General features: G+C 67.5%; 18 protein-coding genes. 11 read left to right on the top strand and 7 right to left on the bottom strand.

What is annotated here, in order from left to right:
• Positions 1-8 precede the first annotated feature (8 nt).
• The 3 genes from GO488_RS04775 to GO488_RS04785 all read right to left on the bottom strand — a co-directional run bounded on the left by GO488_RS04775 (position 9) and on the right by GO488_RS04785 (position 1,618).
• Positions 9-563, bottom strand: a complete 555-nt coding sequence (locus tag GO488_RS04775) for a DUF7108 family protein (protein WP_162316648.1) — start codon at positions 561-563, stop codon at positions 9-11.
• Entirely contained in the window at positions 556-1,149 is a 594-nt protein-coding gene (gene rnhA, locus GO488_RS04780) for a ribonuclease HI (RefSeq protein ID WP_162316649.1), read from the bottom strand. Before rnhA ends, GO488_RS04775 begins: the two co-directional genes overlap by 8 nt.
• A 70-nt stretch (positions 1,150-1,219) precedes the next feature.
• Entirely contained in the window at positions 1,220-1,618 is a 399-nt protein-coding gene (locus GO488_RS04785; protein ID WP_162316650.1) for a hypothetical protein, read from the bottom strand.
• A 101-nt stretch (positions 1,619-1,719) separates the two neighbouring features.
• On the opposite strand from GO488_RS04785, the gene nreA reads away from it, so the two are divergent.
• From nreA to GO488_RS04800, 4 genes are all read left to right on the top strand, one after another.
• Entirely contained in the window at positions 1,720-3,015 is a 1,296-nt protein-coding gene (gene nreA, locus GO488_RS04790; protein ID WP_162316651.1) for a DNA repair protein NreA, read from the top strand.
• Between the two features lie 48 nt (positions 3,016-3,063).
• Complete coding sequence (locus tag GO488_RS04795) at positions 3,064-3,243, top strand: hypothetical protein (protein ID WP_162316652.1); 180 nt, start codon at positions 3,064-3,066, stop codon at positions 3,241-3,243.
• Between the two features lie 78 nt (positions 3,244-3,321).
• Positions 3,322-3,495 carry a hypothetical protein gene (locus tag GO488_RS19610; protein WP_164509618.1) on the top strand — a complete coding sequence of 58 codons (174 nt, stop codon included), beginning with the start codon at positions 3,322-3,324 and terminating at the stop codon, positions 3,493-3,495.
• A 40-nt stretch (positions 3,496-3,535) separates the two neighbouring features.
• Positions 3,536-3,760 (top strand): hypothetical protein, encoded by a 225-nt coding sequence (locus GO488_RS04800; protein WP_162316653.1) that lies wholly within the window; start codon positions 3,536-3,538, stop codon positions 3,758-3,760.
• On the opposite strand, the gene GO488_RS04805 is transcribed toward GO488_RS04800, so the two are convergent.
• A complete protein-coding gene (locus GO488_RS04805; protein WP_162316654.1) occupies positions 3,757-4,050 on the bottom strand; it encodes a DUF5789 family protein in 294 nt (97 codons plus the stop codon). The genes GO488_RS04800 and GO488_RS04805 overlap by 4 nt on opposite strands.
• A 124-nt stretch (positions 4,051-4,174) precedes the next feature.
• Here GO488_RS04805 and GO488_RS20060 point away from each other — a divergent pair, with 124 nt between their 5' ends.
• The 4 genes from GO488_RS20060 (at position 4,175) to GO488_RS04820 (ending at position 7,140) form a co-directional block, all read left to right on the top strand.
• The gene (locus GO488_RS20060; RefSeq protein ID WP_277814706.1) at positions 4,175-4,309 is read left to right on the top strand and encodes a hypothetical protein; all 135 of its coding nucleotides are present in this window, start codon (positions 4,175-4,177) and stop codon (positions 4,307-4,309) included.
• A 256-nt stretch (positions 4,310-4,565) separates the two neighbouring features.
• Complete coding sequence (locus GO488_RS04810) at positions 4,566-4,988, top strand: cobalamin B12-binding domain-containing protein (RefSeq protein ID WP_162316655.1); 423 nt, start codon at positions 4,566-4,568, stop codon at positions 4,986-4,988.
• Entirely contained in the window at positions 4,985-6,028 is a 1,044-nt protein-coding gene (gene meaB, locus GO488_RS04815; protein WP_162316656.1) for a methylmalonyl Co-A mutase-associated GTPase MeaB, read from the top strand. The genes GO488_RS04810 and meaB overlap by 4 nt, the downstream gene beginning before the upstream one ends.
• 170 nt (positions 6,029-6,198) lie before the next feature.
• Entirely contained in the window at positions 6,199-7,140 is a 942-nt protein-coding gene (locus GO488_RS04820) for an alpha/beta fold hydrolase (protein ID WP_162316657.1), read from the top strand.
• Positions 7,141-7,159: 19 nt separating this feature from the next.
• On the opposite strand, the gene GO488_RS04825 is transcribed toward GO488_RS04820, so the two are convergent.
• The 3 genes from GO488_RS04825 to GO488_RS04835 all read right to left on the bottom strand — a co-directional run bounded on the left by GO488_RS04825 (position 7,160) and on the right by GO488_RS04835 (position 9,074).
• On the bottom strand, positions 7,160-7,546 hold the full coding sequence (locus GO488_RS04825) for a Zn-ribbon domain-containing OB-fold protein (protein ID WP_162316658.1): 387 nt from the start codon (positions 7,544-7,546) through the stop codon (positions 7,160-7,162).
• Positions 7,543-8,709 (bottom strand): thiolase domain-containing protein, encoded by a 1,167-nt coding sequence (locus GO488_RS04830; protein ID WP_162316659.1) that lies wholly within the window; start codon positions 8,707-8,709, stop codon positions 7,543-7,545. Before GO488_RS04830 ends, GO488_RS04825 begins: the two co-directional genes overlap by 4 nt.
• Before the next feature lie 167 nt (positions 8,710-8,876).
• Positions 8,877-9,074, bottom strand: a complete 198-nt coding sequence (locus tag GO488_RS04835) for a DUF5800 family protein (RefSeq protein WP_162316660.1) — start codon at positions 9,072-9,074, stop codon at positions 8,877-8,879.
• A gap of 128 nt (positions 9,075-9,202) precedes the next feature.
• Here GO488_RS04835 and GO488_RS04840 point away from each other — a divergent pair, with 128 nt between their 5' ends.
• The 3 genes from GO488_RS04840 to GO488_RS04850 all read left to right on the top strand — a co-directional run bounded on the left by GO488_RS04840 (position 9,203) and on the right by GO488_RS04850 (position 12,291).
• Positions 9,203-10,315 carry a polymer-forming cytoskeletal protein gene (locus tag GO488_RS04840; protein WP_162316661.1) on the top strand — a complete coding sequence of 371 codons (1,113 nt, stop codon included), beginning with the start codon at positions 9,203-9,205 and terminating at the stop codon, positions 10,313-10,315.
• 153 nt (positions 10,316-10,468) lie between these two features.
• Entirely contained in the window at positions 10,469-12,022 is a 1,554-nt protein-coding gene (locus GO488_RS04845; protein ID WP_162316662.1) for a Na+/H+ antiporter NhaC family protein, read from the top strand.
• Complete coding sequence (locus GO488_RS04850; RefSeq protein WP_162316663.1) at positions 12,019-12,291, top strand: DUF7513 family protein; 273 nt, start codon at positions 12,019-12,021, stop codon at positions 12,289-12,291. The genes GO488_RS04845 and GO488_RS04850 overlap by 4 nt, the downstream gene beginning before the upstream one ends.
• Positions 12,292-12,294 lie beyond the last annotated feature (3 nt).

The following is a 12,294-nucleotide window of genomic DNA, read 5'->3' on the forward strand; positions in this document are numbered from 1 at the left end:
TCGACAGGTCAGCGCTCCGGGATCCGACCACCCGCTTTTTCGACGGTGAGCCGAACCGACGTGTCGAGCAGCGACCGCTGTTCGTCGGTCGGCCACGTGTTCCGCGGGAAGTACTCCTCGCGGAACTCGGCGAGTTCCTCCGGCGTCGCGTCCGCGATGGCCTTACTGTAGTGGTTGCCCATGAAGTCCGCGAGCGCGTCGGCCGTCGCACCGTGGACGTCGCCGTGCTCGTCCCGGACCTCCTCGGCGACCGTTCGGTTCGCCGCCTCGACCTCGTCCCACTCGTCGGGATCTTCCGGTCCGGAGAGCCGGATTTCGACGCCGCGGTCGGTGTCCTCGACTCGCTCCGGACGGATGACGCCGTCTTCGACCCACTCGGCGGGGTGACAGACCAGCACCTCGCCGGCGTCTTCCTCGCGGATGCGAGCGGTGTAGTCGTGTTCGTCGAGCAGCGCGTCGCGGTCCTCGCGGTACGCGGCGGCGGCCCCCTCGTCGACCGCCTCGCGGGTCAGTTTCGTCAGCCGTTCGACCTCGTCGATCGTCTCGTCTGGCAGGTCAGTCATCGAGTGCGTCGTTGGCTAGCTCGTCGGCGCGGTCGTTTATCTCCCGCGGAACGTGCTCTATCTGCCAGTCGTCGAAGCCCATGAGCAGCTCGCGGACCCGGACCCGCTGTTCACGCAGGTCGGGGTCGTTGGTGTTCCACTCGCCGCGGACCTGCTTGACGATGAGTTCGGAGTCGCCGCGGACGTGAACCTCGTCGAAGTCGTAGTCGGCGGCCACCTCCAGCGCCTTGACGAGGGCGGCGTACTCCGCCTGGTTGTTCGTCGCGCGACCGATGGTCTCGCCGCCCTCGGCGACGATGCCGCTGTCGTCGACGAGGACGTAGCCGACGGCCGCGGGGCCGGGATTGCCCCGAGACGCGCCGTCGAAGTAGGCGTGGACGCGCCCGCCGCTCCCCTCGCGCAAGAGCGCTTCGAGCCGCGCGGTGTTCTCGCCCTGTACGACGACTTTCCCGTCGTAGGCGACGGCCGTCGCCCCCTCGTACTCCGCGCGCCAGCGCTCGTGGTCCGTGTTTCCCGCCTCGACGCCGACGCCCGCGTCGCTGAGTCTGTCGCGGGCGGCGCTCTCGTCGCACTCGATGACCGGCATTATCCGAGGAAGCCGCGCCTGTCGGCAAAACCGTTGTGGTCCGCCCGAAAAAACGACGAGCGGCGGGACTTCAGTTCTCGCTCATGCGGTTGGCGATCCGCTGTGCACCGGTCTGTCGACCCTCCTCGCCGCCGATGAATCGTTCGAGGATGGCGGCTGCGCCGCCGACGACCATGACCGCGCCGAGCGCGAGCATGATCGTGAGGAACGGGTCGACGGGGGCGAGCAGAATCGGTGAGAGGGTGAGCAGGAGGCCACAGACGAGCGTCGTCACCGCGCCGAGCGGACTCGCCTGTTTGCCCGAGGCCGCCCGATAGGCCGTGTGTCCGGCAGCGAGAGCACCGATCTCACCCAGTAGGAGGCTCGTGAGCGCCTGTACGTACGGCACTGAGAACACCGCTGGGAGGAAGATGATGACGACCCCCGCGATGGTGGCTCCGAGTCCCGTCCACTTCGTGGTATCGACCATGATTTATATCACCCGTTGTTACTCAGTCCAGGTACGTAATAGTTATTCATGTTCGCCCGCCGGGGACAGGTTCATACTCGGCAGGGCCCAACGACGTACAGATGCACCTCGACGAGTTCATCGAGGGGTTCGAACGCGACGAGGCCGCCGAGAAGCGCCGCCTCGCCGCGGAGAAGTCCTACGCCATCACCGACCACCTGGAGGACGTCGAGCGCCAGTTCGAGCAGGCGGTGCAGGGCGACGCCCTCTTCGGCTCTACCTCGCCGGAGATCTTCGTCGGCCGGACGGGGTATCCGAACGTCTCGACCGGACTCCTCTCGCCGGTAGACCGGGACGCGACGGCCGAGACGTTCGCCACAAGCAGCGAGTGGTACGACGCCGGACTCGGCATCGAGGACGTGCTCCAGCGACGGACCGGGATGCTCAACTCCACCCGCTCGACGTCCGTCGACTCGGTGAGCACCGGGCGAGGTCGAGGGAGCGACACCGGCGGCGCGTACGACGTCTGGGACGGGTTCGTCGGCGTCCAGCGGGAAGTCGCCATCGCCGACCACCCGGTCGACGTCGAGGTCGGCTTGGACGGCAAACCGGAACTCGACCTCGAATTCGACGACGTGGGGACGCCCACCGGGCCGAGAGCCCACGCCACGGGGGCCGACCTCGCGGAGAACCCCCACGTCCCCAAGCCCGTCGAGAAGACGCTCTCGGACGACGACTGGCGCGCCGAGGGCGCGATGACGTACCTCTATCGCCGCGGCTTCGACGTCTACGACATCAACACCATCCTCTCGGCCGGCGCGCTCGGGCAGGCCAGAGAGCGGTCGCTCGTCCCGACCCGGTGGTCGATCACCGCCGTCGACGACACCGTCGGCCAGTACGTTCGCGGGACGCTCCGGAACGGCGACACCATCGACAAGCCCGAGGTGTGGTACAACGAGTACATGGGCAACCGCTACTGGGTCCTGCTCGCGCCGGGGCGCTGGGAGTTCGAACTGGTCGAGATGAAGGCCCCCCAGAGCGTCTGGAACCCGCGTCCCGAGACAGGCTACTATCTCGCCAGCGCCCACGAGGGGTACGAGGGCCGCACGCAGTACGTCGAGGAGACCGCGGGGGCGTACTACGCCGCGCGACTCGGCGTCCTCGAACACCTCGCAGACCGGGGCCGGCAGGCGAAGTGTCTCGTCCTCCGGGAGATAACCGACGACTACTGGGCTCCCGTCGGCGTCTGGCAGGTCCGCGAGGGCGTGCGAAACGCCTTCGACGGCGAACCGGGCGTGGGCCAGACGTTTCACGAGACGCTCTCGGCCGTCTCCGACCAGTTGCCCGTGAGCGTCGGCGCGCTCCGGCGCAAGTCCGAACTCGTCGCGGGACTCCAGTCTCAGCTCTCCGATTTCTGAGCTGTCCGCCGGGAAACAGTTAAGCCGCCGTCCTCGCTACCCGCTCGTATGGTCCCCCTCCTCCTGTTTCCGGGCGTACCCGGCGGTATCGAACTGCTGGTCATCTTCGTCATGATGGCGGTATTTCTCGTCGTGCCGCTCGGCCTCGTCGTCGTCGCGTACCTGTTCGGAAAGCGACGCGGTCGGGCCGAGACGACGGACGGCGACGGGACGAAGCGTGTCGAATAAGGGACAGAGAAACGGAGTCTCACGGCCTGTGCGGTCCGAACCGACTGGTTTAACCGTCGGAGTCCGCGTGTGTCTAGTGTGTCCCCCACGCCAGCAGATACGGCCCGGGCAGAGGAGCTGACGAGTCGCGCGTACCGCATCACCGTCGACGAGGGCCGCGAGTCCTTCGACGCGCTGAGCATCGAGTCCCCCGAACGAGAGGGGGCGTGGCTCATCTCCGACACCGTCCGTTCGCTGGAATCGATGCGATAGTCGCAAAAACGGTTTGAACGTCCCCGTCTAACCCCGTCGCATGTACCCGCTCTTCCAGTCCATCGACGCCGGTGGACTCGTCGTCGTCGCCCTCCTCCTCGTGACGATGGCGATCCCCGTCCTCGTCGCGCTCGGCGTCGCCCTGTGGCTCACCCGCGACGAGTGGGGCGACCGCAGGGACTTCGACGGGTTCGACACGGACGAATCGGGAGACGGCACAGAGGCGGCGGGAGAAGAGCCGGAGTCCGCGAACGAGACGCCCTAGTTTTCGGTCGGAACGGGTCCCTCGCCGACGACGCCCCGCACCGCCTCGGTGAACTCGTGTCGGTCCGAGAAGTACGTCTCGTCGACGTCGGTCATGATCTCGGAGAGCTGCCGCGGGCCGTCGGGCGTTCGGAGGACGGTGTCGCCCTCCCGCTCGACGATCGTGCTGTGCTCGATGCCCCAGGTGAGCCGCGCCGCGACGCGGGACAGCGGCGCTCCCTCGACGTCGGGCCCCTCGCCGAGTTCGACGGCTGGCGCGTCTTCCTCTTCCTCGTTCTCGTCGTCGCTCATATCGGAACTGTCCGCACCTGCCCGATTAGTGCTTTCGGAATGCGAGCGGCGACTGTCCGCTGTCTGGCGCACGGACTTCGGCCCGACCCGAATCACTATGAGCCACGCGAACGAGGAACAACGCATGTCGCGCACGCTCGACCGATTCGACCACCCCGCGTGGGTGACCGCCGCCGGGATGTTCGCCGGCTACGGACTCGTCCTGGCGTTCCTGTTCCTCTCGCTGTTCGTCATCCCGTTTCTGCTGTTCACGATGTAGTATCGGACGACGCCGCATGAGCGCTGATCGCCCGGGTCGACTACGCGGTCCCGATCTACTACCGCGAACACAGTATCTGAACGCCGGGCCGGGAGCGCGCTTCATCGCGCGACTCGGGGAAGGGCAGTCTGCCGTAGCTGTCCCTCGGTGGACTGAAAGGTCGAGGGCTTTCGAGGTCCGGCCGTCGTACGTAGATACTGCTAGTGAGGGCGGTCACGGGGCAAGAGTCAAAACGCATGCGGTGGTAACTCTTGGCATGAGTGTCGAGCAGGAGCAGGCCGAGCGGACTATCAGGTGTCTGGTCGCGAAGGTCGGACTCGACGGCCACGACCGCGGGGCGCACGTCATCGCCCGCGCGCTCCGCGACGCCGGGTTCGAGGTCATCTACTCGGGCCTGCACCGCGCCCCGGAGGAAGTCGTGCAGGCCGCCGTGCAGGAGGACGTCGACGTCGTGGGCATCTCCATCCTCTCGGGCGCGCACAACACGCTGGTCCCGAAGATTCTGGACGGCCTGCGCGAGTACGACGCCTTCGACGACCGACTCGTCCTCGTCGGCGGCATCGTCCCCGACGACGACAAGGACGAACTCCGCGAGCAGGGCGTCGACGAGATATTCGGGCCCGGCGCGTCGATGGACGAGATGATCGCGTACATCCACGAGCACGCCCCCGAGCGATGACGGACCTCGTCGAGGGGCTGCTCGCGGGCAAGCACAGCGCGCTGGCCCGCGTCATCACGAAGATCGAGAACCGCTCGCCGGGCTACCGCGAGATAATCTCGGACCTCTATCGACACACCGGCCACGCCGAGGTCGTCGGCGTCACCGGCAGTCCCGGGGCCGGGAAGTCCACACTCGTGGACAAGGTGGCTGCGGCGTACCGCGACCGGGGACTGACCGTCGGCGTCATCGCCATCGACCCGTCCTCGCCCTTCTCGGGCGGCGCGGTGCTGGGCGACCGCATCCGCATGGCGTCGAACGCCGGCGACATGGACGTGTTCTTCCGGTCGATGTCCGCCCGCGGGTCGCTGGGCGGCCTCTCGACGGCGACGACGGACGCCGTCACCGCGCTCGACGCCTTCGGCAAGGACGTGGTGATCGTCGAGACCGTCGGGGCCGGACAGAACGAGGTGGACATCGTCCGCACCGCCGACACCGTCGCCGTCCTCGTGCCGCCCGGCAGCGGCGACGACGTGCAGATGCTGAAGGCCGGCATCCTGGAGATCGGCGACGTCTTCGTCGTCAACAAGGCAGACTTAGACGGGGCCGACCGCACCGTCCAACAACTGCGCGAGATGCTTCAGAACAGCAACAGTTCGCGGGACGCGGGCCATCACGGTCATCGCGAGGCGGCCGGCGGGAACACGCCCGACGGGAGCGACGCGAGCGACGAGCGCGAGACGTGGTCGCCTCCGATCGTCGAGACGGTGGCGAACCGCGGCGAGGGCGTCGAGTCGTTCATCGAGGCGCTGTCGGACCACGGCGATTTTCTCGACCGGACGGGCAAGCGCGAGCGGCAGGCCCGACAGCGGGTCGCCGCGGAGATCCGGACCCTACTCAGAGAGGACGTCAACGGCCTGATAGCGGGCGAGCTCGACCGTCACGGCGGCATCGAGGGGTACGTCGACGCAGTCGTCGCGCGCGAGACCGACCCCTACACGGTCGTCGACGAGGTGCTCGAACCGCTCAGAGCCTGTTTGGACGAGACGCGGGACGCGTAGAACGCCCCGTGAGGGGCGAGGTGGGAAACCACGCAGATGACGCGAAGCGCCACGCGCGGCACCCGACAGTCGACTGTTCGCTCATGTAAGGGCTTCGCATCGTTCGAGACGAACGTTTCTGCACGGTCGCTCCCGTACGTATAAACAGGGGCCGGCACGTACACGTGTGCATGAAGCTTCGAAAGGCACTCGGAGTCGCCGCCGGCGCGGTCGGGACGACGGCGGTCGTCAATCGCGTGCTCGAGTCGCGTGCCGACGAGTTCGAACCGCTGCTGTCCGGTGACCAGCGGACGTACCGCTGGCGCGGGTTCGACGTCGCCTACACGGAGGCGGGCGACCCCGAGAACCCGGATCTCGTCCTCCTCCACGGCATCAACGCCGCGGCCTCCAGCCACGAATTCGAGGCCATCTTCGAGCAGTTGGCCGAGGACTACCACGTCCTCGCGCCGGACCTGCCCGGGTTCGGTCACTCCGACCGGCCGCCGCTGCTGTACTCGGCGTCCCTGTTGACCACCTTCGTCCGCGACTTCCTCGCCGACGAGAGCGAGAACGCGACGGTGGTCGCCTCGTCGCTGACCGCCTCCTACGCCGCGATCGCCGCCCGCGAGGTCGAGGTTGCCGAACTCGTCCTCGTCTGTCCGACCGACTCCTCGATGGGCGACCAGAACGTCTGGCTCCGCTCGGTGCTCCGCGCGCCGTTCGTCGGACAGACGATCTTCAACCTGATCGTCTCGAAGCCGTCCATGCGGCACTTCCACGCGGACCACGGCTACTACGACATGGACAACCTCACCGACGAGATCCTCAACTACGAGTGGCGGACCGGTCACCAGCAGGGTGCTCGGTTCGCGCCCGCCTCGTTCGTCTCCGGGTTCCTCGACCCGCAGGAGGACCTCGGCGAGGTGCTCGCCGGCCTCGACGTGCCGATCACGATGGTCTGGGGTGAGGACGCCGACATCTCGCCCCTCTCGGAGGGCCGGGAGCTCGCCGACCGGGCGGACGCGACGCTGGTCGTCTTCAGCGACTCGCTGCTCTTACCGCACGTCGAACACCCCGACGAGTTCGTCGACGTCGTTCGCGACCAGACGGCGGCGGCCGAGATAGAAGAGTAGCGGAAGCGCCTATACCGCGTTATCGCGGTCGGAGCACGACGGCTCGGTCTCCGGTCGTCTCGCGCTCGCCGACTTCGACGCCGACGACGTCGCCGATCCCGACGTCTTCGGGGTCCACGCCGCGGACGAGCCCCGTCACCGACACGGGTCCGAAGTCCGCGATGGCGGTCACGTAGGGCGCGTCGTCCTCGAACTGCGGCGTCGGCACGGTGATGGTCGTGTGCGAGGCGATCTCGCCGCTGTCGGGGAGGGACTTTTCGCTCAAATCGCGGGAGCTACACACCGGACAGACTCGCCTCGGCGGAAGCCAGCCGTGATCGTTCTCGCATTCGAGGTAGTGACCCTCGCCGTCCTCGATGGCGTTCAGCCACGCGTCGTACGCGCCGTCGGGAGCTTTCTCCGTCATTCTCGCACCTCCAGGACGTGAACCGTGGTAGAGGCGACGGTGCCGCCGGCGTTGTGGGCGACACCGACCGTCCCGTCGGGGACGGCGTCGGCGCGGGGATGGGACCCGTCTAAGACCCACGCGATGGTCGCCAACTGCGCGACGCCGGTCGCGCCGACGGGGTGGCCCTTCGCCTTCAGGCCGCCCGAGAGGTTGACCGGCAACTCCCCGTGGCGGTCCGTCTCGCCGTTCGTCGCCGCGTGGATGCCCTCGCCGCGGTCGTAGAGACCGAGCGACTCGATGGCGAGCACCTCGGCGATGGTGAAGCAGTCGTGGACCTCCGCGAAGTCCACGTCGTCGGGACCGACGCCCGCGTCGGCGTAGGCCTCGTCCGCGGCCTTGTCCGCGGCGGGCGTCTGTGCGAGGTGGGGGCGGTCCTGCAGCGCGAGGTTGTCGCCGCCCTGTCCGGTGCCAGTGACCGCGACGGGAGCGTCGAGTCCGTGTTCCTCGGCGTACTCGGCGGTCGTCAACACCGCGGCGGCCGCGCCGTCGGTGATGGGACAGGAGTCGTACAGCCCGAGCGGGCTGGCGATGGTCGGCGCGTCGACGGCCTCCTCGACGGTGATCTCCTTTCGGATCTGGGCGTGTTCGTTGACCAGCGCGTGCTCGTGGTTCTTCACCGCGATGTGCGCGAGGTCCTCGTGCTCGCCGCCGTACTGCTCGAAGTACGACCGCGCCATCAGCGCGTACGCGCCGGGGAACGTCATCCCGGCGCGGATCTCGTAGAGGTCGTCGGCGGCGATGGCCAGCGCGTCCGTCGCCGCGGCGGTGCCGATGTTGGTCATCCGCTCGGCCCCACCGACGACGGCGACGTCCTGCTCGCCGTTGCGGAGGTTCTTGACGGCCTCTCGGATGGCTGCCCCGGCGGAGGCACAGGCCGCCTCTAACCGCGTCGCCGGCACGTCCAGTCCGATCGCCTCGGCCATCAGCGGTCCCTGGTGGCCCTGGTGTTCGGCGAGTTCGCCCATGAAGTTCCCGTAGTAGAGCGCGTCGACGTCGTCCGGGTCGACGCCCGAAGCGTCCAGCGCCTCCAGTCCCGCCTCCGCGAAGAGGTCGCGGCCGGTCCGCTCGGGATGTTTCCCGAACGAGGTGACGCCGGCCCCTGCGACACGTGGGTCTGACATTACCTCACAGTCAGGTTCTGGCTACTTAAATGCCTGCCGACAGTGCGTGGTTTTGCCACGATTTTCCAGCCGTAGGACCGCAAGACGGCGGCGTGTTTATCAATATTCGGTACTTTTCCCTCGAAGGATTATTATGCCTTCGTGGGAACCAGCCGAGGGCGCGGTGGTCACTCGACGATCTCGCCGATACGCCGCGGTTCGCCGGAGAGCGACGGGTCGGGTTCGACTATCTGCAGGACTTCGTGGTCGGTCACGTCGGGATAGGACTTCTGGATGGCGTCCTCGATGAGTTCCTTCTCCAGGCGGAACTCGGTGCCGTCGTAGACCACGTCGACGCCTTGCTCGTCGAACGAGAGAACGGTCATATCAGCCGTAGGGGCGGTGAGAATAAAAGCATAGTCTCTCGGGGACGGTCCGCCCGCGTCAGACACTCGTCAGACGAGCGTCGTGCGCTGCCTCAGGGTTTAAGAGCGTCCGAATCTCTATTTGTGCTGTGCCACTCGGCTCTGACCCGCTCTCGGAACTCGCGATCCCCGACGGCACCACCGTCGAGGAACACGACCTCGTCACGGACGGCGACGTCATCATCGGCGGGCAGAGCACCATCGAGTTCGGCGTCCGCGGCCGCTCGGTCATCGCCGACGAGCGCGTGCGCTTCGGCGGCCACATCGAGGCCGAGGGCGACTGCCGCCTCGACATGTGGTGTGACGTCGAGGACAACGTCCTCGTCGGCGAGGACGCCTACATCGGCGAGCGCGTCCACATCGGCGGCGAGTTGCGCGTCGCCGGCGACCTCGACATCGGCGACGACGTCGACATCGAGAACGGCTTCGAGGCCAACGGCTGGATCGTCATCCGCAACCCGATGCCGACCATCGTCTTCCTGTTCGTCTACCTCTCGCAGCTCCTCCGCATCGGCGAGGACGACGCCGCGCAGGACCTCGTCGAGGAGATGCTCGGCGAGGACGACGACCAGAAGCCGATACTCATTCCGCGGGGAGCCAGCGTCTCCGACGACGCGTGGCGCGTCTCGACGCCGGCGACCATCGGCGACGACTGCCGCCTCCACGGCAACATCCGCGCCGAATCGCTGGAGGTCGGCCGCGACAACGTGATATTCGGCAGCCTACGCGGCCGCGAGGACGTCGTCGTCGGGAAGGGGACCGAGATCAAGGGCGACGTGACCACCCGCAACGGCGACGTGCGCGTCGGTCCCGGCGCGAAGATCTGGGGCGACATCTCCGCGTCGACGGTCGAACTCCACGAGAACGCCACGGTCGACGGGAAGATCCGCGCCCGCGACGGGATGCGGATGCACACCGACGAAGTGCTCTCCCGACCGGACGAGTCCGCCGCCGCGATGGCGGAGATGGCCGAGGAACTCGAAGCGGCCGACGACGACGGAGACGACGCCGAGACGGACGAGGAGCGCGAAACAGCGACCGACACCGACGATACGGAGGAAGTCGAAGCAGACGAAACGGAAGCGGATGAAACAGCGGCGGACGACGAAGCGGCGGAAAACACCCCAGACGATACTGAGTCGACTGAAGAGGGCGAGAACGAACCGGAAACCGACGGCGATGCCGCCGAGGCGAGCGAGTAGCGACGCTCCCGACGCGATATCTGATTGCGACGCGATTCTCGATAGCCGCCGCTCGCTCGCGAACGCCCTGACGCGAGTTCGAGCGTCGCTCTCGGTCGGGGAAACGGTTATTGTGCCACTCTCTGTCGTGGTCCTTATCAGGAGTCATAACACATGGTAGACGCTCCCTCCGACGAGTCGCCCGAGATCGACGCGATCTCGGGGCCGGACGTGGATCGAATCGAGTTCTACGGTGGGCGCTGGACGAGCGTCCTGCCCATCGCGCTGTTCGTCCTGTGGGCGATCGTCCAGAGCGGCCTGTTCAGGATCGGCGACACGACCGGGCTCGTCGCCGGTATGCTCGTCTCGCTCATCGTCGGGATGTTCTTCGTGAAGGGTGACTGGACGGACTACGCCAACACCATCTTCGACGGGATGACCAAGCGTGTCGCCGCGACGGCCGTCGTCGCCTGGCTCTGGGCGGGGATGTTCGCGAACACGCTCCAAGCGGGCGGCTTCGTCGGCGGCCTCGTCTGGGCGGCCGACGCCGCCGCGGTCGGTCCGGCGCTGTTCCCGGCGGTCACGTTCATCCTCGCCGCGCTGCTCGCGACGGGCATCGGCACGGGCTACGGGACGACAGTGGCGTTCACCGCGCTGTTCTTCCCGGCCGGCATCCTGCTCGGTGCGAACCCAGTCCTCCTGTTCGGCGCCATCCTCTCGGGGGCCGTCTTCGGCGACAACCTCGCGCCGGTGAGCGACACCACCATCGTGAGCGCGGTAACCCAGGACGCCGACATCGGCGGCGTCGTCGCCTCGCGGTTCAAGTACGCCATCGTCGCCGCCGTCTTCGCGTTCGCGGCGTACGTCGTCGCCGGCGGCGCGATGCCCGGCCTCGACATCTCCCAGCAGGCCCAGGACCTGTTCATCGAGAACAGCGAACCGGCCGGTCTGGTCCACCTCCTCTCGATGCTCGTCGTCATCGTGACGGCCGTCATGGGGCGACACATCGTCGAAGCGGTCTCCTGGGGACTGGTCGTTGCCGTCGTCTTCAACCTCGTCTTCGGCCTCGCGCCGCTGAGCGCGGTGCTCCTGTTTCGCGTCCCCGACACTTCGGTCGCGGCCGGTGCCGTCGCCGGCTTGCCGATCGTCGAGATCGTCGACCCGGGCAACGCCGGCGTGACCGGGTCGCTGTACAGCGGCGCGGCCGGGTTCTTCCCGCTCATCGTGCTCGTCCTCCTCATCATCGCCGGCTCGGAGATCATGATCCGCGGCGGGGGCTTCGCGGCCATCCAGGACTGGCTGCTCGACAACGTCGCCACGGGCGTCCGCAGCGCCGAGACGACGATGGTGGTCGGCACCGCCTTCGTCAACTCCATGATCACGATCAACACCGCCGCGGAGATCGCCATCGCGCCGTACATCGCCCGCATCGGCCAGAAGTACAACATCAACGGCTACCGGCGGGCGAACATCCTCGACGCGAACACCTCGGCGCTCGGCTACATCTTCCCGTGGGCCGGTGGCGTCCTCGTCGGCTTCGCGACGATGCAGGGCCTGCCCGACCAGTACGAGTGGTTCACCGAGGCGATGGTGGTCAATCCCATCCAGGTCTGGCCGTTCGTCTTCCACGGGTGGCTGCTGTTCTTCGTGTTCCTGCTGTCGGCACTGACCGGTTTCGGGCTGGAGTACACCACTGACCGCCGCTCCGACGAGGTGAGTCGCGTATGAGCATTCTCGACATGTTCCTCGCCGGAGCGACGTTCCGGACGACGACGCCCTCCTTCGAGGCGGGCGAGGAGATCGAGGTGTACGTCACGGACTACGACGACGCCGAGGGCGACCTGTACGCCCTGGTCGGCGAAACGCGGCTCTCGTTCGTCGACGGGTCGCGGAACCTCGTCGGTTGTCGCGTCCTCGCCCGCGTGGAGTCGTTCGACGACGACGCTCACCGTGGGACGGTCGCCCACCTCGAAACGCTGGACCGGGGCTCGTTCTGAGGT

Origin of the sequence: Haloarcula limicola (assembly GCF_010119205.1) — an archaeon.
Taxonomy (GTDB): Archaea; Halobacteriota; Halobacteria; order Halobacteriales; family Haloarculaceae; genus Haloarcula; species Haloarcula limicola.